Genomic DNA, 23,372 nt, shown 5'->3' with positions numbered 1-23,372 from the left:
AGCCTGCCGCGACGGCAAGTCAGCCGGGTCCTCAGCCGGCGATGATCTCATACAGCTGCTGCCCCGCCAGCACCGCGAACAGCAGGGCCGCCAGCACCAGAGAGGCGTTCGACAGCCAGCCGCTGCGCCATTCCGCCGGCTGGTCGCGCCCGTTCAGCAGCCACACCAGCGTCCCCGCCAGAAACGGCATGAACAGGCTGCCCAGCACGCCATAGGCCACGATCAGCCCGAACGGCCGGTCGATGAACAACAGGGCCATCGGCGGAAAGGTCAGCCACAGCAGATAGGCGCGAAACGCCGGTGATTTCGACCCCGTCATCGCCGGATCGCCGACCCGGCCCGCGGCGTGCGCGACAAAGTCGGTGACCATCAGACTGACCCCCTGCCACACCCCGATCAGGCTGGAGAAGGTGGTCGCCAGAAAGCCCACGAGGAACAGGATGGCGATCGGCTGGCCGAAGCGCTCGCGCAGCACATCCGACAGGTTCAACAGACCCCGATCCCCGCTGGCCAGGGCAATGCCCGCCGCGTGCAACAGCTCGGCGCCGACGATCAGCATGGCGACCACGAAGACGCCCGTCATGCCGTAGGCGATACGGTTGTCCCAACGCATGACCGGCATGAACTCGGGGCCCTTCCAGCCCTTGGCCGTCAGCCAATAGCCATAGGCCGCCATGGTGATCGTGCCCCCCACGCCGCCGATCAGGCCCAGCGTATAGAACCCCGACCCCTCGGGCAGCGTCGGCCACACCCCGGTGATCAGGCGCGGCAGGTCCGGTGTCACCAGTATCGCCAGACCGACGACGGTGACGAACATGATGGCGACCAGCCCGGTCATGATCTTCTCGAACAGTCCATAGCTGCCCAGCCAGACGAGGATCAAACCGATCACGCCCGTGATCATCCCCCAGGTCTTGAGGTCCAGCACCGGGAACAGCGCCGTCAGCGGCAGGCCCGTCGCCGTCATGGCGCTGGCCCCGTACACAAAGCCCCAGATGATCGCATAGATGCCGAAATAGAGGCCGGCCCAGTTCAGCGTCCCGCCGCCCGGCACCTTGACGCCCGGCCCCGGCAGTCTTGCCCAGCCGTCAAAAAGGGTCCGCCCCGATGCCAGCGTCCAGCGCCCGACGCCCTCGGCCAGCGCGATCTTCAGCAGGGTGCCCAGCAGCGCCGCCCACAGCAACAGATAGCCGAACCGTCCCCCGGCGATCAGGGTCGCCAGCAGATCCCCGGCGCCAATCCCCGTCGCGGCGACAACAATCCCCGGCCCGACCAGCGACAGGCGGGGCTTGACCAGCGGCGGCGCCACGCTCAACCCTTCGCCTCGTCCGGGATAAAGGCCCCCGCGATCCAGCTGACGATGCCGGTCACAATCGCCGCACCGATGCCGGGCCACAGGCCGTCGACGACGAAGCCGCCGAGGAACATGGACGTCAGGCCGATCATCGCCGCATTCACCACCAGCAGGAACAGACCGAGCGTGATCACCGTGATGGGAAACGTCACGACCACCAGAATGGGCCTCACGAAGGCATTGACGATCCCGAGGATGATGGCCGCCGCGATCAGCGACCCGGTCGACAGGAACTCGACCCCTGTGATCAGATAGTCCGCGAGCCACAGCCCGACCATCGTCACCAGGGCCTGTACAATGAAGCGTACCATGACGCTGTCTCCTCTCCTGCAGGTCTCAACCAATACCCTCCGCCACAGCGCCTCAGGCGGTCAATGGCTCCCGTGCCTCGACTGACATGTTAGGCTTCACCCGATTCAGACTGGAGAGCGCCGCATGAGCCTGCACGGCCCCTATGACCCGGACAATATCTTCGCCCGCATCCTGCGCGGCGACATCCCCTCGGTGACGGTCTGGGAAGACGACCATGTGCGGGTCTTCATGGACGTCTTCCCCCAGTCCGAGGGCCATATGCTGGTGATCTCAAAGACCTCACAGGCCCGCAACCTGCTCGAGGTTGAGCCCGATACGCTCGACCGGGTCATGCGCGCCGTCCACCGCACCGCCCGCGCGGCGGAAAAGGCCCTGAAGCCCGAGGGTATCAGCATCATGCAGTTCAACGGCGAGGCCGGGGGCCAGACCGTCTTCCACCTGCACTTTCACATCATCCCGCGCTGGTCGGATCGCCCGATGAAGGGCCACGGCCACGCCCCCATGGCCGACAGCGACCGCCTGCGCGCGCTCGCCGACCGGGTCGCTGCCGAACTGGACCCGGCCTGATCCATGCCGCAGTGCACACGCCCCCTTGCACAGGGGGCGCGGCCTGCGCATAACCGCCCGGCGCCGGTTTAGCTCAGCTGGTAGAGCAGCGGTTTTGTAAACCGAAGGTCGCGGGTTCGATTCCTGCAACCGGCACCACTCTCCTCCCCCTCCCCCGGGGTTCCATGGCCGACGCCGTCAACAAGCTGGGACACAGGATCGGCGCGCGCGGCGGCCGCACCCGCGCGGCCATCCTCGATGCCCTGCGGGGTCTGTTGGCCACCCGGCATCTGGGCGAAATCCGCATTGCCGATATCGCCCAGTCGGCGGCCATTTCTGCCCCGACCTTCTACACCTATTTCGACACTCTCGATGAAGCCCTGCTGGCCCTCTGCGAAGAGGTCGCCAGCGACTGGCAGGGACTGGCCCACCATGTCGAGGCCGACTGGTCTGCCGGTCAGGGCCTCGCCCACGCCCGCGCCCTGATCACCGACATGCTCGCCCTTTGGGATCGCCACGGCGCCATCATCCGGGTCGAACAGATGATGGCCGATCGCGGCGATCCGGCCTTTGTCGAGGCCCGGATCGGCCGCCTCCGCCGACTGCATCTGGCGCTGGAGCGGCGCATCGCCCAGGCGGCCAATGCCGGCCTTCACCCGGAAGGCTACGACCCCCGCCTCGCCTCCTATGAGGTCGCGAACATCGCCGAGTCCGCCGCCGCCAGTTTCAACCTGCTGAAGCGCGCCGACAGTGACCGCGCCATCATCGAAACGACCGCCCATATCCTCGTCCGCCTGATCACCGGCCGCTGATCGCGAGGCCCAGCGGACCGTACAGCCACGTCAGCCAGATACCGATGGCCAGAAACACGCCGAACGGCAGGGCGTCCTGACCGCTGACCGCCTTGCCCGTCACCCGTCGTGCGATGACGAGGCTCAGCCCCGCGATCCCCGCCCACAGCATCACGCTGGCCAGCCCCATCCAGCCGACCCAGGCTCCGGCTCCCGCCATCAGGAACGGATCACCGCCGCCCAGTCCATCACGCCCTCGCAGCCGCCGATACAGCCAGCCCAGCCCCCACAGCAGGCCGAACCCCGCCGCCGCCCCGATCGCGCGCGCCATCAGACTGTCGGGCTCCAACCACCAGGCGGCCACCAGCCCCGTCACCACCAAAGGCCAGGTCAGCACATCCGGAAGCCAGAAATTCTCGCCATCCACGACCGCCAGCATCAGCAGCTGCCAGGCCAGAACCGCACTGACCGCCGCGATCATCAGGCTCGGAGATGCCGACGCGGCCCATACGCCAAGGCCGCCGCCAAACAGGCTCAGCGCCACATCGCGCTTCAGGCTGGTCGCCCGCGCGGCCTCTCCGTCCAGCGCCGCCAGCCACAGGCTCAGCCGCGACACCGCCAGACCGACGATCAGACCCCCTGCTCCGATCCCCACCGTCGCCAGCATGTCCGCTCCGTCTCAGCCGAGGCCGAACGCGACCGCCAGCCGATAGACCACAAAGGCCGCGAGATAGGCCAGGGCGAACATATAGACCACCATGACCCACATCCACATCCAGGAGTTGGTCTCGCGCTTGACCACGCCCAGCGTCGCTACGCACTGCGGCGCAAACACATACCAGGCCAGGAAGGCCAGACCCGTCGCCAGCGACCACTGCAGCGACAACACCCCGGCCAGGGTGCCGACCGCGCTCTCGGCGTCGGCCACGGCATAGACGGTGCCCAGCGCCGCCACCGCCACCTCGCGCGCCGCCATGCCCGGCACCAGCGCCACCACCATCTGCCAGTTGAAGCCGATCGGCGCGAAGATCGGCTCCAGCGCCCGCCCGATCATCCCGGCAAAGCTGTAGTCGATGGCGGCACCCGTCGCCCCCGGCGGCGGTCCGGGGAAGGTCGACAGCGCCCACACCACCACCATCAGCGGCAGGATGATCCGCCCCGCCCGCTCCAGGAAGATCCGCGCCCGCTGCCACAGGTTCAGCGCCACACTGCCCGGATCGGGCATCTTGTAGGCTGGCAACTCCATCATGAAGGGCTCGAACGCCCCCCTCCAGAAGATCTTGCGGATCACGAATGATACCACCAGCGCGCTGAGAATCCCGGCGGCATAGAGGCCGAACATCACCAGCCCCTGCAGCTCGACCCAGCCCCACACCGTCTCGCGCGGAATGAAGGCGGCGATGATCAGGGTGTAGACCGGAATGCGCGCCGAACAGGTCATCAGCGGCGCCACCATAATGGTCGTCAGCCGGTCCCGCTTGGAGTCGATCACCCGCGCCGACATGACGCCGGGAATGGCACAGGCAAAGCTGGACAGCAGCGGAATAAAGGCCCGTCCGTGCAGCCCTGCGCCGCCCATGATGCGGTCCATCAGAAAGGCAGCCCGCGCCATATAGCCAAAGTCTTCCAGCAGCAGGATGAACAGGAACAGCACCAGAATCTGCGGCAGGAACACCAGCACACTGCCGACCCCGGAGATCAGCCCGTCGACGATTAGGCTCTGCAACAGGCCGTCGGGCATGATCCCCGCCACCCAGCCGCCCAGCGCGCCCAGCCCCAGGTCGATGGCGTCCATGCCGGGCGCGGCCCAGCTGAACACCGCCTGGAACATGACGAACAGCAGGGTCAGCAGGATCAGCAGCCCCGCGACCGGATGCAGCAGCACGCTGTCGATCTTGCCGGTCAGGGTATCGGGGCGCTCAGGCGGCTTTACATGCGCCGACAGAATGCGACTGGCCTCGCGGTGGGCCGCGCGGATATCTCCGACATCCGGCTCGTGCCAGGTCGAGGGCCGGGCCGCTGTCGACGCCAGCACGCCCTGCACGATAGTCAGCAACTGCTCCAGCCCGCGCTTGCGCGTCGCCACCGTGGTCACGACCGGCATGCCGATAGCCTTCGACAGACCCTCCAGATCGATCCGCAGGCCCTGACGCTCGGCGATGTCATACATGTTCAGCGCCATGACGGCCGGCAGCCCGACCGCCTTGATCTCCAGCGCCAGCCTCAGCACCAGACGCAGATTGGTGGCATCGGCCACCACCACCAGCACATCGGGCACATCCTCGGGCCGTCGGCCCAGCACCACATCGCGGGTGATCACCTCATCGGGGCTGCGCGCCCGCAGGGAATAGGTCCCCGGCAGGTCCAGCACCGTCATCGGTGTGCCGTCTGGGGCCTTGATGGCGCCGGCCTTCCGCTCGACCGTCACCCCGGCATAGTTGGCGACCTTTTGCCGACTGCCCGTCAGGGCGTTGAACAGGGCCGTCTTGCCGCTGTTCGGATTTCCGACCAGGGCAACCGTGATTGCCGTATCGCTCATTCTGCTGCGTCCGTCCCGGTCAATGCCAGGCTCAGGCCGCGCACCTCATGCCGGCGCAGGGCGATCCGCATGCCCTCGACGTCCAGCACGACCGGATCACGACCGACCGGCCCCTCGTGGATCATCTGCACCCGCGCGCCCTCGACCAGACCGAATTCCAGCAGGCGGCGTTCCAGCTCCAGCGCATCGGCGGGATTGGCCTCGATCGCCTCGACGGCGTGAATCCGGCCTCCCTGGCCCCTGCGGGCCCGGCTCAGCGTGATGATCTCGGTCATGGGACTACGAACTGCCGTCGCGGGTCGGGCGGGGAATCGGGGGTCACAACCGTCCGCGTTCGGCGCGCCTTCCAGTTGACAGTGATTATCAGGTGCTGCCCCGCGTCGTCCAGTCCGCTTGTCGATTTCCACCGCTCGACCTATGCCGGACGGAACATGGAGCTCCCGATGACACCCTCCCCGACTGTCCGCATCGCCACCCTCGCCCTCTTGGCCCTCGCCGTCGCCGCCTGTGGCGAGTCGTCGGGCACGGCCACACCGAAAGCGCCGCCGCCCGCGCCCCTCACGCCGGAACAGATCGGCGTCGCCATCGCGGCCCTGCCCACGCCCTACAACGACGCGGATTACGAGAATGGCCGGCGCGCCTTCGCCCGCTGCCGCGCCTGTCACACAGTCACTCCGGGCGGCCCCAACATGACCGGCCCCAACCTTTACGGCGTGTTCGGTCGCGCGGCCGGACGGCACGAGGGCTATAACTATTCCAAGGCCCTGCTGGCGGCCGACTTCACCTGGGACGGCGAACAGCTGGACCAGTGGCTGGCCAATCCTCGCACCTTCCTGCCGGGCAACAAGATGAGCTTCGCCGGCGTGCCCGACGATCAGGATCGCCGCGACCTGATCGCCTGGCTCAAGATCGAGACCTCGCCGCGCTAGGCTCTATTCCGCGGCCTTGGGCATGGCGTCATTGGCTGCGACTTCCTGCGCTTCCCATTCCTCGATCTTGCGGGCCGTATATTCCGGCGACCGCGTGAAGCGCGCCAGAACGCCATAGATCACCGGCACCACGAACAGCGTCAGCAGAGTCGCAAACATCGCCCCGGCGAAGATCACCACGCCGATGGTCTGGCGGCTGCCCGCCCCCGCGCCCTGCCACAGCATCAGCGGCAAGGCCCCGAAGGCCGTGGCGATCGACGTCATGATGATCGGGCGCAGACGCAGGGCCGAGGCCTCGATAATGGCCTCACGCACAGACCGTCCCTGATCCCGCAGCTGGTTGGCGAACTCGACGATCAGAATGCCGTTCTTGGCCGCTACCCCGATCAGGATGATCAGCCCGATCTGCGAATAGATATTCAGGCTGGAGCCGATCATCACCAGACCGAACAGCCCGCCTGCCGCCGCCAACGGCACGGTCAGCATGATGACCGCCGGCGTGATCCAGCTTTCGAACTGGGCCGCCAGCACCAGGAAGACCAGCAGCAGCGCCAGACCGAAGGCCGCAACGACGGCACCGCCGGATTCCTGCTGATCACGGGCCGCGCCGCCCCACTGGATCGTGGCGACACCGGGCGGTTGTTTCGCGACCTCCGCCTCGAAAAAGGCGATGGCGTCACCGACGGTGTAGCCGGGGTTCAGGTCAACCGAGAGGCTGATCGCGCGCTGCCGGTCCAGACGACGCCGGTCCGGCGTATCCCCCGAGGTCTGGGTCTCGACCACCGACGACAACGGTACGACGCCCCCCGCTCTCGTGCCGACATAGAGGGTTTCCAGGTCGCTGACTGCGGCGCGGTCGGCGCGTTCGGTCTGCAAGATGACATCGTATTCCTGCCCGCCCTTGATATAGGTCGTGGCCCGGCGCGACCCGAACATGGTCTGCAGGGTCCTCCCGATCTCCTGCGACGAAACCCCCAGATTGGCGGCCTGCTCCGGATCAACATTGACCAGCAGGCGTGGCGAGTTCGGCTCATAGTCAAGGCGTGGGCGTGACAGATTGGGGTTGGCCAGGGCCGCGGCCATGATCGGCTGGACCCACTGGAACATGCTTCCATACTCGGGCCCGGTCATGACCATTTCGACGCTGTTGCCCCCACCGCCGCGCGACAGGCCGCTGCGGGCAAAGGCATTGACCTGGGCGCCGGGCTGGCTCCGAAGCTGGCGGTTCAAATCCTGGGCGATCTCGTCAGCCGAGCGCTCACGGTCGCCCCAATCGGTCAGGCTGAGGCTGGCGTTGCCGCCATTATTGCCCCCGCCCCAGCCGGGGGCAGAAATGAAATAGCTCTCGACCTCGCCGGTCTGGGCGTAGCTGGCCAGAATGGGCTCGATGCCCATCATGATGTCGCGCGTATAGTCATAGCCTGCGCCCTCAGGGCCCTGAACGCGGATGAAGATACTGCCGCGGTCCTCGGGCGGGACCAGTTCGCTGGGCAGGGTCATGAACATGCCGACGGCCCCCAGGGCGACAAACACCACCACGGCGATGGTGGCGATCAGCGCCTTGCGAACCCCCAGCATGGCGTTCAGCGAGTGCTGATAGGAGGTCTTCAGCCGGTCCATGCCCGCGTCGACCTTGCGCGCCACGAAACCCGAACCGCTGGCGGGCCGCAACAGCTTCGAAGCCAGCATCGGCGACAGGGTCAGCGCCAGGAAGGCCGAGAAGGCCACGGCCCCGGCGATGGCCGCCGCCAGTTCCACGAACAGCCGTCCGACATAGCCGGGCAGGAACAGAAGCGGTGCAAAGACCGAGAGCAGCACGATCGTGGTGGCGACAACGGCGAAGAACACCTGACGCGTGCCGCGCTCGGCGGCGACCAGCGGCGGCTCGCCATGGTCCAGGCGACGCTGGATGTTCTCGGTCACGACGATGGCGTCGTCGACGACCAGTCCGATGGCCAGCACCATGGCCAGCAGCGTCAACAGGTTCAGCGAAAAGCCGAAGGCCGCCAGCACGATGAAGATGCACAGCAGACAGATCGGCGCGATGATCGACGGGATCAGCGCCGCCCTGAGCGTTCCCAGAAAGATGAAATTGACCAGCGCCACCAGCCCAAGGGCGATGCCGACGGTGATCCAGACCTCATCAATGGCGTGTGAGGTGAACACTGAGTTGTCCGATCCAATGACCAGTTCCGCCCCCTCGGGCAGGGTCGGGCTGACCTGCTCGATCATGGCGCGCACGCCTTCGGAAATGGCCAGGTCGTTGGCCTGGGACTGTCGGGTGATGGCCAGACCGATCTGATCCAGACCATTGCCCCGGAACAGGCGGCGGTCGTCCTCGGGGGCCTCCTCGATGCGGGCGATGTCGCCCAGTCGGGTCACATAGCCGCCGGCAACCGCGCCCGATATGCCCGACCCGGATGCAGACCCGCCATTCAATATCGGCAGGTTGGCGAAGTCGCTAGCCGTGGCATAGTTGCGGGCTACCCGGATCGTATAGTCCTTGTCGGTCGACTCCAGTGTCCCCGCAGGCAGTTCGATATTCTGGGACGTCAGGGCGCTCTCGACGTCCGATACGGTCAGACCGCGCGCCGCCAGCGCATCGGCGTCCAGCCATACGCGCATCGCATAGCGCTGCTCGCCATAGATCCGCACCTCGGCCACGCCCGGCAGGGTGGCGAACCGCTCGGTCAGCGACCGTTCCGCATAGTCGGTCAGTTCCAGCCGATCCATCTCCGACGAGCGCAGGAAGACGATCATGATCGGCTGGGAGTCCGCGTCCGACTTGGACACCCGCGGCGGATCGGCCTGATCCGGCAACTGACCGGTCACCCGCGACACCCGATCGCGCACATCGTTGGCCGCAACGTCCAGGTCCGTATCCAGCGAGAACTCGATGCGGACGTTCGAACGCCCGTCGCGGCTGGATGACGTGATCCTTTCGACGCCCTGGATACCGGCAATCTGCTGCTCGACCGGCTCCGTGATCCGGTTCTCGATCACCTCGGCCGAGGCCCCCGTATAGCTGGTGGTCACCGACACGATCGGCGGGTCCACATCGGGCAGTTCGCGCACCGGCACGAAGAAGAACGCCGCCGCCCCGATCACGCACAGCACGATGGCCGCAACGGCGGCAAAGACGGGCCTGCGGACGGCGATGTCGGATAGCATCATTGGCCGTTGCTCCGTCCGGCCAGCGTGACCGGCGCGCCCGGCTGGATCCGGTTCAGGCCCGAGGCCACGACCGTCTCACCCGCGTCGAGCCCCGACAGGATCTCGACATAGCCATCCTCGACCACTCCGGTCTCGACCTCGATGCGCTGGGCGATCTGCCCCGCCTCGGCGGGCATGATGCGATAGACGAAGGCCCCCTCGCCCTCATACTGGATAGCGGACTCCGGTACGGCCAGGCTCTGGCGCTGGCCCTGCCGAACGGTCACCCGCATCGACATGCCTGGACGAATCCGGCCCTCGGGATTGGGCAGTTCCGCGCGCGCGGTCGCCGAGCGGGTCACCTCATCGATCCGCGTATCGACCCGCGCGATCCGGCCCGTGAACTGCGAGCCGGGGAAGGCGTCGGCCGTCGCACTGATCGGCGTGCCGGATTGGACCCGCGACAGGTAGCGCTCGGGCAGCGGGAAATCGATGCGGATGGTGCTGATGTCGTCCAGCGTCGTGATCACCGTGCCCGGCCCGACCAGCGTGCCCGGCGTGACCGTCGTCAGGCCCAGAACCCCAGAAAAGGGCGCGCGGATCACGCGCTCACCCCGGCGCGCCTCAGCCGCTTCTAGCGACGCCTGGGCGGCCTTCAGCGCCGAGTCGGCCTGCTCCAGATTGACCCGGGGCGCGATTCCCCGATCGACCAATTCCTTGCTGCGATCATAGTCCCGCTGGGCCTGCTCCACGCGGGCCCGAGCCTCAATCATCCCGGCTTCCTGTTCGCGGGCCTGCAGTTCGACCAGCGGCGCGCCGGCCCTTACCGACTGGCCGTCACGGAACAGCACCCGCGTGATCAGCTCGGTGTTGGTCGAAGCGATCTCGACCGACCGCTGCCCCCGCGCAACGCCGACCAGCTGAAGGGTGTCAGAAAAGGTCCGCTCGGTCGTTTCAAACGCCGCGACTTCCTGGGCGCCGCCCCGGCCACCCCCCGGCCCGCCCTGACCGCCGCCGTCATCGGCAAACAACAGCCGGACGATGACGGCGACCGCCATCAGCAAGACCAGAACGCCAGCGGCGACGAGGAGGAAGTGGCGCTTGATCACGTGTCGGAAAGTCCCTGCAGCAATACGGGCAGCACATAGCGGTCTGTCAGCCAGACGCAATTACTAATCAGGAACGCATCAGGTTGCAGATTCCGGCGCGGTGTTCCGTCGCAGGGTCAGAACCGTCGCCAGACTCCCACAAGCCAGCCTTCAGACTGCGGCGTCTCCCGCCCGTCCAGCGCCGTCCGCCATCCAACCTGTAGGCTCCAGTCACCCAGATCCCGCACCACCGACGTCTCGGCCGACAGCCAGCGCGGCCCGCCGTTGTCCACCTGCCCCCCGTACAGCTGGCCCAGCACCATCCAGTCCCGACCGAATCTTCCGCCCAGGGTCACATCGACACGCGTCTCGTCCTCCAGCCCCTGCCGGAACCGCCGCGCACCCTGGACATCGACGAACACAGACTGCAGCCCCAGTACAGGCTGCGGCGGCGTCACCGACCGTCCCGCCGACAGCCGCACCTCCCAGTCGGCCGTCCCCTCGCCCGGCGCGGCATAGCCGGCATTCCGTCCCTCACCGCCGTCGGCATAGCTGACCTGCAGCGCCACAGCATTCGCCGGATCGCGATAGACCTGCCAGGCCAGGCCGATCTCCAGCGGCCCCCGCCCCTCATAGTCGACAAAGGCGTCCGAGCCGCTTTGCCAGTCGGTCTTGAGCACAAGCATCAGCCGGTCGGTCAGGCCGTATTCGGCATAGAGGCTCAAGCTGCTGTCGCGCCGCTCCGCCAGCAGGGGCTGGCTGTTGCCATCCAGGTCGAACCCCCGCTCGGCCCGCATCACTTCATATTTCAGGATGAACTGCGCCGTTGCCTGCTCACGCGTCCAGGGCCCGGCCGCTGCCGGAAAGGCCATTGCCAGCGTGCCGGCAAGGACCAGACCTATGCCCAGCCCCCGCCCCATGATCAGGCGTCGTAGCCAGGCGACTTGCGGTCCAGCATGCGCAGCGCGCCCGGCCAGGCCAGCGCCGAGATGAAGCCAATGCCCTTGCCCTGTTCTTTCGTCTCGTTCTGCGCCGCATCCGGGGCGATCAGCACATTGTCGCGGCCCGCCGACAGGGCGGCGATCTGCTGGGCGCAGGCCCGCTCGAGGAAGAACATCCCGACCCAGGCCGCCGCCGCCGTCTGACCGACCGCCAGCGTGCCGTGGTTCCGCAGCAGCATCAGTGGTTTGTCGCCCAGATCTGCCACCAGACGTTCGCGCTCATCGTGGTTCAGCGCCAGCCCCTCATAGCCGTGATAGGCCACCTGATGCTGCAACAGACAGGCGTTCTGGCTGACCGGCAGCAGGCCATGCTGCTGCGCCGCCACACCGACCCCCGCCACCGTGTGCAGATGGATGACGAAGTGCGCATCCTCGCGCGCCGCATGCACGGCCGAATGGATGGTGAACCCGGCCGGATTGATGAAGTTGGTTGTCTCCTGAACAATGTTGCCGTCCAGATCGACCTTCACCAGCGACGAGGCCGTGATTTCCTCGAAATAATAGCCGTACGGGTTGATCAGGAAGTGATGCTCCGGCCCCGGCACCCGCGCAGAAATGTGGGTGAAGATCATGTCGTCCCAGCCATGCAGGGCGACCAGACGATACAGGGCCGCCAGATCGACGCGCGCCTGCCATTCGGCCTCGGACACGCGCGACTTCAGCGATGCGGGGGCTCCGTCTGCCATGGGCTGTCTCCTCGTTTCGAGGCGAAACTCGCGCCGTATGGCCATCCGGTCAAGCCGCAGCGCGACACGGCAGAGCTCGGCAAGATGTGGTTAACCCTGTCTTCACCGCCTTGGCCGGATAGTCGTCCTGACATCGTATCGAGTCGGTCGTCGGCTTGAGGTGTCGGGAGTTGTCGATCGTGACGGCAGTCGCCCTGGAAGACACAGGCCCCCTTCAGCCACCCGGCGCGGCCATGACGGACCTGCTGACCCTCGCCCACAGCCGGTCCCTTGAGGACCGGCAGCGACTTCTGATGGGCGTCATGGCCCTGTGCGACCAGCACCCGGCCACCAGCCAGGATCTGTCTCCGGTCCTGACCGACATCTTCCTGGTTCTGGCCCGTCAGGCCGAACACGATATCCGCAAGGCCCTCTCCGAGCGTCTGGCGACAGCCACCTGGGCGCCGCCCGCCCTCGTCAATATTCTGGCGCTCGACGACATTGAGATCGCCCGCCCCATCCTCGCCCGAAGCCCGATCCTCAAGGATGAGGACCTGCTGGCCGTGCTCGTCCAGGCCAGTCTGGAACATCAGATCGAGGTGGCCCGCCGCCCTAACCTCAGCGCTCGCGTCGCCGATGCCATTCTGGATCAGGCCCACCCCGCTCCCCTGACGGCTCTGGCCGGCAACGCCACGGCAGAAATCAGTGCCGAGGGTCTGCGCCGCCTCGTCGAACATTCACGGCGCCTCGCGGCCCTGCGCGCGCCCCTCGCCCGCCATCCCCGGCTCGACGAATCCATGGCCCGGCAACTGTACAGCTGGATCGGCACCGCCCTGCGCGAGTCGATGGCCGAACGCTTCGCCATCACCGACATCCGGCTCGACGACGCCGTCGAGGATGCCGTGCAGACGGCCTTCACCTCGCTCGGTATGGGCACACCTCCGCCCCCGGTCGACGAGGACCGCGACGAGATGGACAGACGTCTGGTGCTGAAACTTCAGGCCGCCGGTCAGCTTCGCCCCGGCTATCTGATCCGGGCCATCCGCGAGAAAAAGCTGGGCCTGTTCCAGCATGCCCTCGTTGTCCTCGGTGGCTTCTCCATGGCCCAGGTGAAGGCCTGCCTGACGCACAATACACCGGAAGCCCTCTACTATGCCTGCGCGGCCGTCGGGATTGATCGCGCGGTCTTTCCGCCCCTGCTCTACGAAATCCGTCAGTTGAACGGCGGCCCGCCCGGTGAGGCCGGCAACGCCGTCTGGCTGCGGGGCGCCCTGTCGCCCCAGTCCGCCGCGCGAGCCCTTCGCGCCCTTATCGGCGACGGCACAGCCCCGGCCGCCTGACCGCAGACCGGCAATGGACGTTTGACAAGTCGGCACCCCCGGTCTCACCTGTGACCGTGACCCCTCCTCCCGCTCCCCGGCTCGCCTTTGTGGCCAGCGAACGTCCCGAGGCCCAGGCCGCGCTTTCCCGTCTGCGCGACCGCTACGCCCATGTGCCCGAGACCGAGGCCGACGTCATTGTCGCCCTGGGCGGGGACGGCTTCATGCTCGAGACCCTGCACGTCAATCTGGCGCGCGGCACGCCCGTCTACGGCATGAACCGCGGCTCCGTCGGCTTTCTGATGAATGACTATGACGAGGACGATCTGCTACCGCGCTTGATCGCCGCCGACCGCACCGTCATCCACCCGCTGCAGATGGACGCCTGGAGCGAAAGCGGCGCCACCCACAGCGGCCTCGCCATCAATGAGGTCTCCCTGCTGCGCCAGACCCGGCAAAGCGCCAAGCTGCGGATTCGCGTCGACGGCCGCGTGCGGATGGAGGAGCTCAGCTGCGACGGCTGCCTGATCGCAACGCCAGCCGGCTCGACCGCCTATAACCTCTCGGCCCACGGCCCCATTATCCCGCTGGATGCCCGCATCCTGGCCCTGACGCCGATCAGTGCCTTCCGCCCCCGACGCTGGCGCGGCGCCCTGCTGCCCCACGAGGCCCAGGTCAGCTTCGAGGTCCTCGAGGCCGACAAGCGCCCGGTCAGCGCCACCGCCGACAGTTTCGAGGTCCGTCGCGTGCGCCGGGTCGATGTGTGCGAGCGCCGCGACATCAACCTGACCATGATGTTCGATCCCGGCCGCTCGTTCGAGGAACGGGTGCTCGCCGAGCAATTCACGGGCTGACGGTCACGGCTTCTTAAGACGCCCCGGGCATGATCACGGCCAGATTTCTACAGGAGCAGCCGATGAGCGGTCCGGCACAGGTCATTCGTCCCCCCAACACCCTTCGCCTGAAGGTCGGTGGTGGATTCGGCGGCGTCGACGCCAAGGCCATCGCCAAGGCCGAGGAAGCCCTGCAGGCCATGTCCTCCCAGTTCGCCCAATGGCTGCAGGACGAAATCGAAAAGCTCGACAAGGCCCAGGCCGATATCCGCGACAAGGGCTACAATACCGAAACGGCCGAGGCCCTCTACTTCCGCGCCCACGACCTCAAGGGCCTCGGCACGACCTATCAGTACCCGCTGGTGACCCGCCTCGCCGGTTCGCTGTGCAAGCTGATGGACGCCCCGGAAAAGCGCATGGCCGCGCCCATCGTGCTGGTCGATGCCCATATCGACGCCATCCGCGCCGTCGTCCGCGACAAGATCCAGACCGACGATCACCCGGTCGGCCAGACCCTGGCCGAAACGCTCGAAGCCCGCGTCGCCGAACACGCGGCCTGATCCCGCCGCACCGCCCTGATCCTCGAAGACACCTTTGCCCGGCGGGGCAAAGGCCTCAGGCCGCGTTAGCGGCCCGCTGCGCGTCCACCGGCATCGGCGCGCGGTCCAGCCGCTCCATCAGATAGGCCAGGTCCTCGCGCGGCACATTGGGCCGCTGCGTCAGGAAGCGTTCCAGCATGCGCTGGCGGAAGGTCTCTGCGGTGAAATCCGCGCCCTCAGCCTGCAGCGCCCGCCAGGTATCGATCCCCGACCGGAACGCCTGGAACAGGCGCGGCGGTAGACCCGCCCGGTCATAGATGGCCTTCAGCCCCAGCGGCCCGGCGTCATGCACCATCAGCCAGGTCCGCGCGTGCGGCGTCTGGGCCAGCTCGGCCAGCCCGTGCTCGACAAAGGTCAGCTGCCCGCGCGCCAGCGCCCGCAGCAACAGCGACGGCGTCAGCGCCCGGCGCCCGTTCAGCCGCGAGACAAAGGTCGCCATGTCCGTCGTGGTGGCCGCTTGGTCGACCAGATCCAGCGTCGCCCGCTCGCGCGCATGGGCCGACAGACGGATCGCCGCCTCGGGCGCGATGGCATGGCGACTGATCAGATGCTCGCGCACCGTTTCCGACACATGGGCGACCAGCCGCTCGGTAATGTCCGGCGGCAGCACCTGGCGATAGGACAGGGCGGTCAGCACTTCGGAGGCATCGGCAAACCGGTCGACGACCACATTCATCGCGTCTTCGGCCAGATCGGCGTTGTCATTGGCCGCCAGCGTCCGCACCGCCTCGCGGCTGCCGGTCTCGGCCAGCACCTGACAGACGTCGCGCGACACCCGGGGCCGGGCGGCGATCGCCACCTGCCGGGTGGTCGACCCCGCCTTGACGATCTCGATCAGGTCCTCGTCGGAAAAGGCGGGCGAAAAGCCGATAATCGGCAGGGCCACACTGTCCACATCCGCCGCCAGCCGCCGCGCCACATCGCGCGGGATCAGGTCCGATGATTTGAGCGTCACCGCCATCGCGCGCCGCACCAGTTCCGCCGCATCATGGGCCAGAACGCGCAGGATCTTCTCGGCCGCCTCACGGTCCTCCGGCGTCAGCTCGACCCGCTCCATGTTCCGGCAAAGCTTGTGAGTCGCGGCCGCGCGTTCGTCCTCGTCGGTCGACTTGATCAGTCGGCGGATGTCGAACTCGGTAAGGCGGGCGCGATAGGCCGTCATGTCGGACTCAGCTAGGCTATACGAACCGGTGTGCTCCGATTCCCGATCCGAAGCATGCGCGCGACAGGCTTAATGCACAGTTTACCAACCGTGCTGGATCAGGCGTCAGCCGTGCCGACAAAGGCCCGCATAAACCCGGCATTGCCTTCTTCGCCCTCCTGACCCAGCAACAGCGCCAGCAGGCCCTGATCCTGACGCATCCGGTCCATCTGATCCGCCACCATCCGGTCCTTGGGCGACAGGGCGTCGATCACCGGCGCCGACGACGGACTGGCGGGCATGCCCTGCCCCGCCTTGCTGGTCAGATTGGCATAGACCTCACCGACCGTGGCCGGGCGTCCGTCCCGGTAAAAGATCGAGCGGTTGGCCGCCGCCGCTTGGGGAAACAGGGCCGCCGCGCTGGCGCCCGGCCGCGTAATGACCGCCTCGACCAGCTTGGCCGCCCCCGCCGGTCCCAGAAAGTGCGCGGCATAAAGGTCACCCGCCGTCGGCTCGCGCCCAATCCGCCCGCGCAGATAGGCCGCGTTCGACGCCGTCAACTCGCCCGCCATGGCCGAGGCCGCCACCGGGTCATAGCGCAGGTCCAGCACCACATTCCGTGCCGCGCCATCCACGCGCCAGCGCCCGTCCGTCCCCTTGTAGATCAGGTCCGCATACTGGCCGTATCCGTGCTTGCCGCCATGCTGCTTCAGTGTCGACAGCCAGGTCTGCTCGATGAACTGGAACAGGCCGGCCGCCGACGACGTCCGCGCCCGTGCCGACGGGTTCATGGCGCTCTCGCGCTGGGCCGTCTTCATCAGGAAATCAAAGTCCACACCCGTCGAGGCAGAGGCGCGCCGAATGGCTGCCTCGACACCGCCCTGGGAGGGAATCGCACTGATGGTCATGACCCGGAGGCTGGGCTGACATGGTTAATTGAATCTTAACCCACCGAACCGTGATCGTCGCACGCCGGGCTCGCCTTAAACTTGCCGCAAGGTCAGCGCCCCCTTCACCTCAGGGTGTGCTGTGGGGACGGCATAAGGGAGAGACGTCCATGATGATGAATCACGCCGGTGGCCCCGGTCTGGTCAGCCCCCTCGACTATGGTGAAACGCCGCGGTGGAAGCTGACCCCCACCACCCTGACCGCAGTGGCGATCGTGCTGGCCGCCCATGTCGGCGTCGGCATTGCCCTCTACTATCAGCGCTTCGAACTGCCCCTGACCGCACCGTCCGAGCCGGACTCCACGATCAAGCTCGAATTCTACAGGCAGCCTCCGCCCGAGCCCGAGGTCGCGCCCGAGCCGCCCGCCCCCAACCCGCCGATCCATCGTCCGCTGGAAACCGTCCCGACGACGGAAACGCTGACCGTCGTCATTCCGGACATTCCGACCCAGGCGACCGGCCCGGCCATCACCCTGACAAAGCCGATCCCCAACCCGACGACCGAGGGCACCGGTACCACCCCGGCCGAGGTGCCCGCCGGTCCGCCGACCATCACCAACCCCGACTGGGTCCGCAAACCGTCCGGGGAGGCCCTGATGCGCGCCTATCCGGAGCGCGCCATCACGGCGAACGTCACGGGCTCAGCGACGCTCAGTTGCTCGGTCCGCGTCAACGGCAGCCTCACCGACTGTCAGGTGGTCAGCGAGACCCCCGGTGGCTACGGCTTTGGCCGCGCAGCCACCCGCCTGTCCCGCGACTTCCGCATGAGCCCGCGCACCGTGGACGGCCAAGCCGTCGGCGGCGCCCGCGTCACCGTCGGCATCCGCTTCACCCTGCCGGACTAGGCTGAAGGGGTCGGGGGCTGTCAGCCGGTGTGACGGCCCTCGATCCCGGCCACCGTCTGCGCGGCAACGGCAGGCCCCATCAGCCAGCCGTTGCGGCGCGGGGCCAAGGCGAGGTGCAGGCCCGGCATCACCTCCTCCGTCAGTGGCAGGCCGTCCTCAGTCGCGCCCCTGACCCCCATCCGCCACTCCACCGGGCTGATCTCCGCCAGACCCAGCCCCGCCCGGGCCCCGTCCAGCAGTTTGTCCTGCAAGCCCGAGGCGTCGGCCACCAGCCCGCCCGCCTCCATGGTCGCGCCGATCACCGTGCCCTCGCCCGCCGGCACCGCATAGCCGCCGACAAAGCGCGCCGGACGCTCGATCAGCCGCCGGGGCGTAAAGGCCAGCCGCCCCCCGATCGCGTGAACGTCTCTCACCGCCCGCATCACCGTCTCGGGCAGGTCGGGAAACGTCGTCCCGCACGCCAGCACCACCGCCCGCGCAGAAACCCCGGCGCCGTCGGCCAGCGTCAACTGCCACGCCTCTCCGGCCGAACGCACCGCCGCCACCCGGCCCGGCAACCGTTCAACCCCCTGCCCCAGCGCCGCCAGCGCCGGGCCCGGATCAATCCGCCAATCCTCGGGGCAGAAAGCGCCCGCCTCCGTCCGTTCGGCCGCAAAGCCCAGCGCCGCCAGCCGCGCAATCACCCCGTCCGCATCCGGCCCGATCCAGTCCACCCCGTCCCGGATCAGCGCAATCCCGTGTCGCGCGGCAAACTCCGGCCACAGGTCGCGCGCCTCGCGAAGCACGGCCGCCCGCCCCACCGGATCAGCCTCCCACGGGTCCAGCAGGCTCTCCATCGCCGGCGCGATCATGCCGGCGGCCACCGACGAAGCATTGGCCCCGCCCGGGTCTACGACCACGACGTCTCGCCCGCCCGCGCGCAGCTCGGCGGCGACGCACAGGCCCAGCACGCCCGCGCCGATGACGGCAATGTCGCAAGAGGAGGTCACGCCCGGTGCATCGACCGGGTGCGTCCTGAAATCAAGCCGGGGCGTGCCCTATTCGGCCGCCATGGAGGCGCTGCGCGCCGACGACAGCCGCTGCTCCAGCGCCTTGTGCTGGTCCCACAGGGTCTTCGGCATGCGATCCCCGAACGTCTCGAAGAAGGCCGGAATTCGCGAGGCTTCCTCGGTCCAGACCTCGACGTCGACGTCCAGCAGGGTCGCCAGATCGGCCTCCGACAGGTCCAGCCCGTCCAGGTCCAGCGCCTCGCGCGTCGGCACATGACCGACCGGGGTCCGCACCGCCTCGGCCTCGCCGTTCAGTCGCTCGCTGATCCACTTCAGCACGCGGGCATTGTCGCCAAAGCCGGGCCACACGAACTTGCCGTCCGAGCCCTTGCGGAACCAGTTGACGAAGTAGAAGCGCGGCAGCTTCGCCGGGTCGCTCTTCTTGCCCATGGCCAGCCAGTGGGCGAAATAGTCCCCCATGTTGTAGCCACAGAAGGGCAGCATGGCGAACGGGTCGCGGCGCAGCTCGCCGACCTTGTTCTCGGCCGCCGCGGTCCCTTCGGACGCCACGGTCGAGCCCAGGAACACCCCGTGCTCCCAGTCGAACGCCTCGGTCACCAGCGGTACGGCCGACGCGCGGCGCCCGCCGAACAGGATGGCGTCGATCGGCACGCCCTTCGGGTCTTCCCATTCCGGCGCAATCGTCGGGCACTGGGCGGCGGGGGCGGCAAAGCGCGCGTTGGGATGGGCCGCAGGCTCGCCAGAGGCCGGATCGTGCAGCTGGCCCTTCCAGTTGGTCAGGCCTTCGGGGGCCTCTTTCGTCAGGCCCTCCCACCACACATCATTGTCCGCCGTCAGCGCCACATTGGTGAAGACGGTGTTGGTCGCCAGAGTCTCCAGCGCATTCTTGTTGGTGTTGCGGCTGGTGCCCGGCGCCACGCCAAAGAAGCCCGCTTCCGGGTTCACCGCATACAGCCGCCCGTCGTCGCCGAACCGCATCCAGGCGATGTCGTCGCCGACCGTCTCGGCCTTCCAGCCGGGGATCGAGGGTTGCAGCATGGCCAGGTTCGTCTTGCCGCACGCGGACGGGAAGGCTGCGGCCACATACTTCACCCGATCCTGCGGATCGGTCAGCTTCAGGATCAGCATATGCTCGGCCAGCCAGCCCTCGTCGCGGGCCATGACCGAGGCGATGCGCAGCGCATAGCATTTCTTGCCCAGCAGGGCGTTGCCGCCATAGCCCGAGCCATAGGACCAGATCTCCCGCGTCTCGGGGAAATGCACGATCCATTTGTCCTCATTGCAGGGCCACGGCACATCGGCCTGACCGTCGGCCAGCGGCGCGCCCAGCGTATGCACGGCTGGCACGAACACCCCGTCCTCGCCCAGCGCGTCCAGCGCGTCCTTGCCCATGCGGGTCATGATGCCCATCGACACGGCCACATAGCCGCTGTCGGTGATCTCGACGCCCAGCGCACTGATCTCCGAGCCCAGCGGCCCCATGCAGAACGGCACCACATACATCGTCCGCCCGACCATGCAGCCGTCGAACAGACCGTCCAGCCGCGCGCGCATCTCGGTCGGCTCGGCCCAGTTGTTGGTCGGCCCGGCGTCCTTCGGATCGGCGGGACAGATGAAGGTGCGGCTTTCGACGCGCGCCACATCACGCGGGTCCGAGGCGGCATAATAGCTGCCCGGACGCTTGACCGGGTCCAGCGCCCGCAGCGTGCCCTTGTCGATCAGGTCGGCGACGATCGCCGCCTTCTCGGCTTCGGAGCCATCGCACCAGTGCACCCGGTCGGGCTTGGTCAGGCTGGCGATCCGCTCAACCCAAGCCACCAGTTCGGCATGGCGGGTCGGGGCCGGATGCAATCCGGCAATGGGGGATTGGGCCATGTAAGCGCTCCTGAACGTCAGACGGGAGCGCCGATCTTCGCCGGACTGCCCCCAGTGAGCGCGAGGATCACGCTCTGTTACACGCTAGAACAACGTCGGGCCGGAAAGGTCAACTGCTGCAAGTTTTCACCGATCGTGCCACACAGCCCCTCGCGATCCCGCATGCCACGCGGCTGTAACCGGTTACCTCCGGCAGGAATGTGATGGAGAATATTTTTTGACGGCTGCCGCTCCCGCACACGATCCCGCCCTGTTAACCCCGGCCGGCGAACGAAACCTGCCCCATATTCTGGGGTTCCTCGCCCCTCACCTCCCTGCGAAGGGACGCCTGCTCGAGATCGCGACCGGCACCGGTGGCCATGGTCTGGCCCTCGCCCGGACCCACCCGGGCCTGACCGTTCGGCCCACCGACTTCAACGAAGATGCGATCAAGGCTCTGGAGGCATGGAGAAGGACGCACGGTCCCGACAACTTCCTGCCGCCGCTCCGGCTTGACGCCGCCGACCCCTCGACCTGGCCGGACGGCACCTTCGACGTCGCCCTGTGCATCAACATGATCCACATCAGCCCCTGGTCCGCGACCGTCGGCCTGATGAAGCTGGCGGGCGAACGCCTTCCCCGTCCTGGCGGCCTGCTCGCCCTCTACGGCCCCTACACCGAAGCCGACGTCGAGACCGCGCCCAGCAATCTGGCCTTCCATGAAAGCCTGAGGGCGCGCGACCCGGCGTGGGGTCTGCGCGCCCTCGAAGACGTCGTGTCAGAAGCCCGGTTGAACGGATTGAGGCTCACGCATCGCGCCGCCCTGCCCGCCAACAATCTCGGCCTGTTGTTCCGCTCGGTCTGAACGCCCCTTCAGCCGAGCGGCAACTCAGCCGATGCGGGCGGTCGCCGCCGACAGGGCATCCCGGTCGGCCAGCATGGTCACGACGTCGCCATCCGTAACCACGGCGGGCGCATCCACATAGTCTGACGGATTGGCCCCGGCTGCGCGGGTCGCATGCACCACGCCCTCGCCAAAGGCGATGACCGGCAGACCCTTGCTCCTGGCCATGTCCACGAGCTCACGCACGGCCTTGTCTCCGGCCTCGTCCGAATGGCCACCCGGCACCACCAGCGCCTTCAGGTCGCCGCTCTCCAGATCCCCGGCCTTGGCCGTCGGCAGCACCGTCACGCCATTGACGTGCAGGCTGGCGTCACCGGTTGAGATCGGCGCGATCGACAGGCCACCGGCCTGGATCATCGGCTCGACATCGCCCAGAGGGCCGAAATTCATATCCCGGCGCATGGCCAGCCCGATCCGGGCCCGCGTCGGCACACGTTGGAAGCGATTGCGATAGGGGGTTTTCTTGGCAGCTTGAGCTTTCAAAACAAGTCCTTCTGTTGTTGGCACGCAAAACCCTCATACATCCAGAAATCTGGACAGGAGTTCACCGCAGGAAAAACAGGATCGACGACCGTGATCTGGAATCACGGCCGCGAAGCGTGCGCGGTTCAATTGGTATGCGCTTGATATAGGGAGCCGATACTCAAAGTCAACGCGAGCGCGGGCCATCGTGCTTGCGCGCCCGAGCCGAAGATCTCAAGCTCCACACGCCGCTGGCGGGCCCACCTGCGACAGGATAAACCCGGCCCATGTCGCTCAGCCGCACCTACACAGGCACCGAACCGGTCCGCCTGAACAAATTCATGGGTCAGTCCGGCCTGTCGTCGCGGCGCGAGGCCGACGCCCTGATCGCCGAGGGTCTGGTCTCGCTCGACGGCGAAACCGTGCTCGACGCGGGGCGCAAGATCCTGCCCGGCCAGACCCTGACCCTGGCCAGCGCCGCGCAGGACAAGCTCGACTCGGCCGTCACCCTCCTGCTGCACAAACCCATGGGCTATGTCTCGGGACAGCCTGAACCCGGCAAGATCCCGGCGGCCCGCCTGCTGACGGCCGCGGCCCAGTTGGGTGACGGCCCCCTGCCCTCTTCACGCGACAGCCTGCCCCCGATCGGACGGCTGGATGAGGACTCGCGCGGCCTGTTGATCCTGTCGACCGACGGTGTGGTGGCCAAGGCCGTCATCGGCCCGGACGCCGACCTGCCCAAGACCTATCAGGTCTGGGTGCGCGGCACCCTGACGGACTCCAAGATCGCCCGCCTGCGCTTCGGCCTGTCGCTGGACGGTCGCAACCTCAAGCGCGCCGAGGTCGAGCAGATCGGCCCCCTGTGCCTCCGCTTCGTGCTGCGCGAAGGCCGCAACCGCCAGATCCGCCGCATGTGCGAAATGCTGGACCTGCGCGTCATGGACCTGTGGCGCACCCACATCGGCCCGATCACCCTGGACGGCCTCCCCGAAGGTCGCTGGCGTCACATGACCGCGGCCGAGCGCGCGGCTCTGACGGGGCGCCCCTCCGCCTGACCGGCAGCGCTGCGATGTCGCAGGT

The 23,372-nt window shown here is 67.6% G+C and carries 23 protein-coding genes and 1 tRNA gene; 10 read left to right on the top strand and 14 right to left on the bottom strand.

Going from position 1 to position 23,372, the window contains the following annotated elements:
- Window positions 1-31: 31 nt before the first annotated feature.
- Both EG854_RS03895 and EG854_RS03890 read right to left on the bottom strand, forming a co-directional pair.
- Window positions 32-1,309: an Nramp family divalent metal transporter gene (locus EG854_RS03895; RefSeq protein WP_183211061.1), complete on the bottom strand. Its 1,278-nt coding sequence runs from the start codon at window positions 1,307-1,309 to the stop codon at window positions 32-34.
- 2 nt (window positions 1,310-1,311) lie between these two features.
- Window positions 1,312-1,665, bottom strand: a complete 354-nt coding sequence (locus tag EG854_RS03890; protein ID WP_123286415.1) for a phage holin family protein — start codon at window positions 1,663-1,665, stop codon at window positions 1,312-1,314.
- Between the two features lie 124 nt (window positions 1,666-1,789).
- Between EG854_RS03890 and EG854_RS03885 the strand changes: the two genes are divergently transcribed.
- From EG854_RS03885 to EG854_RS03875, 3 genes are all read left to right on the top strand, one after another.
- Entirely contained in the window at window positions 1,790-2,233 is a 444-nt protein-coding gene (locus tag EG854_RS03885; protein ID WP_123286414.1) for an HIT family protein, read from the top strand.
- Window positions 2,234-2,295: 62 nt separating this feature from the next.
- A tRNA-Thr gene (locus EG854_RS03880) sits at window positions 2,296-2,371 on the top strand.
- Window positions 2,372-2,397: 26 nt separating this feature from the next.
- Window positions 2,398-3,024: a TetR/AcrR family transcriptional regulator gene (locus EG854_RS03875; RefSeq protein ID WP_123286413.1), complete on the top strand. Its 627-nt coding sequence runs from the start codon at window positions 2,398-2,400 to the stop codon at window positions 3,022-3,024.
- Here the strand turns inward: EG854_RS03875 and EG854_RS03870 are convergent.
- Genes EG854_RS03870 through EG854_RS03860 form a run of 3 tightly spaced genes read right to left on the bottom strand, consistent with a single transcriptional unit; the run spans window position 3,011 to window position 5,817 of the window.
- On the bottom strand, window positions 3,011-3,670 hold the full coding sequence (locus EG854_RS03870) for a prepilin peptidase (RefSeq protein WP_123286412.1): 660 nt from the start codon (window positions 3,668-3,670) through the stop codon (window positions 3,011-3,013). The genes EG854_RS03875 and EG854_RS03870 overlap by 14 nt on opposite strands.
- Window positions 3,671-3,682: 12 nt before the next feature.
- Window positions 3,683-5,542 carry a ferrous iron transporter B gene (gene feoB, locus EG854_RS03865; protein ID WP_123286411.1) on the bottom strand — a complete coding sequence of 620 codons (1,860 nt, stop codon included), beginning with the start codon at window positions 5,540-5,542 and terminating at the stop codon, window positions 3,683-3,685.
- On the bottom strand, window positions 5,539-5,817 hold the full coding sequence (locus tag EG854_RS03860; protein ID WP_123286410.1) for a FeoA family protein: 279 nt from the start codon (window positions 5,815-5,817) through the stop codon (window positions 5,539-5,541). The genes feoB and EG854_RS03860 overlap by 4 nt, the downstream gene beginning before the upstream one ends.
- A 168-nt stretch (window positions 5,818-5,985) precedes the next feature.
- On the opposite strand from EG854_RS03860, the gene EG854_RS03855 reads away from it, so the two are divergent.
- Window positions 5,986-6,471: a c-type cytochrome gene (locus tag EG854_RS03855; protein WP_123286409.1), complete on the top strand. Its 486-nt coding sequence runs from the start codon at window positions 5,986-5,988 to the stop codon at window positions 6,469-6,471.
- Window positions 6,472-6,474: 3 nt separating this feature from the next.
- Here the strand turns inward: EG854_RS03855 and EG854_RS03850 are convergent, their stop codons facing one another.
- The 4 genes from EG854_RS03850 to EG854_RS03835 all read right to left on the bottom strand — a co-directional run bounded on the left by EG854_RS03850 (window position 6,475) and on the right by EG854_RS03835 (window position 12,399).
- Complete coding sequence (locus EG854_RS03850; protein WP_206423377.1) at window positions 6,475-9,642, bottom strand: efflux RND transporter permease subunit; 3,168 nt, start codon at window positions 9,640-9,642, stop codon at window positions 6,475-6,477.
- A complete protein-coding gene (locus EG854_RS03845) occupies window positions 9,642-10,733 on the bottom strand; it encodes an efflux RND transporter periplasmic adaptor subunit (protein ID WP_123286407.1) in 1,092 nt (363 codons plus the stop codon). The genes EG854_RS03850 and EG854_RS03845 overlap by 1 nt, the downstream gene beginning before the upstream one ends.
- 116 nt (window positions 10,734-10,849) lie before the next feature.
- On the bottom strand, window positions 10,850-11,632 hold the full coding sequence (locus EG854_RS03840; protein ID WP_241153120.1) for a hypothetical protein: 783 nt from the start codon (window positions 11,630-11,632) through the stop codon (window positions 10,850-10,852).
- A gap of 2 nt (window positions 11,633-11,634) precedes the next feature.
- On the bottom strand, window positions 11,635-12,399 hold the full coding sequence (locus tag EG854_RS03835; protein ID WP_123286406.1) for a class II aldolase/adducin family protein: 765 nt from the start codon (window positions 12,397-12,399) through the stop codon (window positions 11,635-11,637).
- Between the two features lie 179 nt (window positions 12,400-12,578).
- Here EG854_RS03835 and EG854_RS03830 point away from each other — a divergent pair, with 179 nt between their 5' ends.
- The 3 genes from EG854_RS03830 (at window position 12,579) to EG854_RS03820 (ending at window position 15,090) form a co-directional block, all read left to right on the top strand.
- A complete protein-coding gene (locus EG854_RS03830) occupies window positions 12,579-13,718 on the top strand; it encodes a DUF2336 domain-containing protein (RefSeq protein ID WP_241153119.1) in 1,140 nt (379 codons plus the stop codon).
- Window positions 13,719-13,768: 50 nt separating this feature from the next.
- Complete coding sequence (locus tag EG854_RS03825) at window positions 13,769-14,551, top strand: NAD kinase (protein WP_241153118.1); 783 nt, start codon at window positions 13,769-13,771, stop codon at window positions 14,549-14,551.
- Between the two features lie 62 nt (window positions 14,552-14,613).
- Complete coding sequence (locus EG854_RS03820) at window positions 14,614-15,090, top strand: Hpt domain-containing protein (RefSeq protein ID WP_123286405.1); 477 nt, start codon at window positions 14,614-14,616, stop codon at window positions 15,088-15,090.
- 55 nt (window positions 15,091-15,145) lie between these two features.
- On the opposite strand, the gene spbR is transcribed toward EG854_RS03820, so the two are convergent.
- Together spbR and EG854_RS03810 are read right to left on the bottom strand one after the other, a co-directional pair.
- Complete coding sequence (gene spbR / locus EG854_RS03815; protein ID WP_123286404.1) at window positions 15,146-16,291, bottom strand: SpbR family protein; 1,146 nt, start codon at window positions 16,289-16,291, stop codon at window positions 15,146-15,148.
- Between the two features lie 98 nt (window positions 16,292-16,389).
- A complete protein-coding gene (locus EG854_RS03810; protein WP_123286403.1) occupies window positions 16,390-17,178 on the bottom strand; it encodes a transglycosylase SLT domain-containing protein in 789 nt (262 codons plus the stop codon).
- 149 nt (window positions 17,179-17,327) lie between these two features.
- Here EG854_RS03810 and EG854_RS03805 point away from each other — a divergent pair, with 149 nt between their 5' ends.
- Entirely contained in the window at window positions 17,328-18,062 is a 735-nt protein-coding gene (locus tag EG854_RS03805) for an energy transducer TonB (RefSeq protein WP_241153117.1), read from the top strand.
- 20 nt (window positions 18,063-18,082) lie between these two features.
- Here the strand turns inward: EG854_RS03805 and EG854_RS03800 are convergent, their stop codons facing one another.
- Both EG854_RS03800 and EG854_RS03795 read right to left on the bottom strand, forming a co-directional pair.
- Window positions 18,083-19,051, bottom strand: coding sequence for an NAD(P)/FAD-dependent oxidoreductase (locus EG854_RS03800; protein WP_123286402.1), 969 nt, complete (start codon window positions 19,049-19,051; stop codon window positions 18,083-18,085).
- 48 nt (window positions 19,052-19,099) lie between these two features.
- Complete coding sequence (locus EG854_RS03795; protein ID WP_123286401.1) at window positions 19,100-20,947, bottom strand: phosphoenolpyruvate carboxykinase (GTP); 1,848 nt, start codon at window positions 20,945-20,947, stop codon at window positions 19,100-19,102.
- Between the two features lie 217 nt (window positions 20,948-21,164).
- Here EG854_RS03795 and EG854_RS03790 point away from each other — a divergent pair, with 217 nt between their 5' ends.
- Window positions 21,165-21,791 (top strand): DUF938 domain-containing protein, encoded by a 627-nt coding sequence (locus EG854_RS03790; protein ID WP_123286400.1) that lies wholly within the window; start codon window positions 21,165-21,167, stop codon window positions 21,789-21,791.
- Window positions 21,792-21,815: 24 nt separating this feature from the next.
- On the opposite strand, the gene EG854_RS03785 is transcribed toward EG854_RS03790, so the two are convergent.
- Window positions 21,816-22,313 carry a type 1 glutamine amidotransferase family protein gene (locus EG854_RS03785; RefSeq protein WP_241153116.1) on the bottom strand — a complete coding sequence of 166 codons (498 nt, stop codon included), beginning with the start codon at window positions 22,311-22,313 and terminating at the stop codon, window positions 21,816-21,818.
- Window positions 22,314-22,579: 266 nt separating this feature from the next.
- On the opposite strand from EG854_RS03785, the gene EG854_RS03780 reads away from it, so the two are divergent.
- Window positions 22,580-23,347 (top strand): pseudouridine synthase, encoded by a 768-nt coding sequence (locus EG854_RS03780; protein ID WP_123286399.1) that lies wholly within the window; start codon window positions 22,580-22,582, stop codon window positions 23,345-23,347.
- The last annotated feature ends 25 nt before the right edge of the window (window positions 23,348-23,372 follow it).

The sequence above is a fragment of the Brevundimonas halotolerans genome, assembly GCF_003730275.1.
GTDB lineage: Bacteria > Pseudomonadota > Alphaproteobacteria > Caulobacterales > Caulobacteraceae > Brevundimonas > Brevundimonas halotolerans.
Note: the sequence above shows the minus strand (reverse complement) of the source record. Positions and strands in the feature narration are given on the sequence as shown.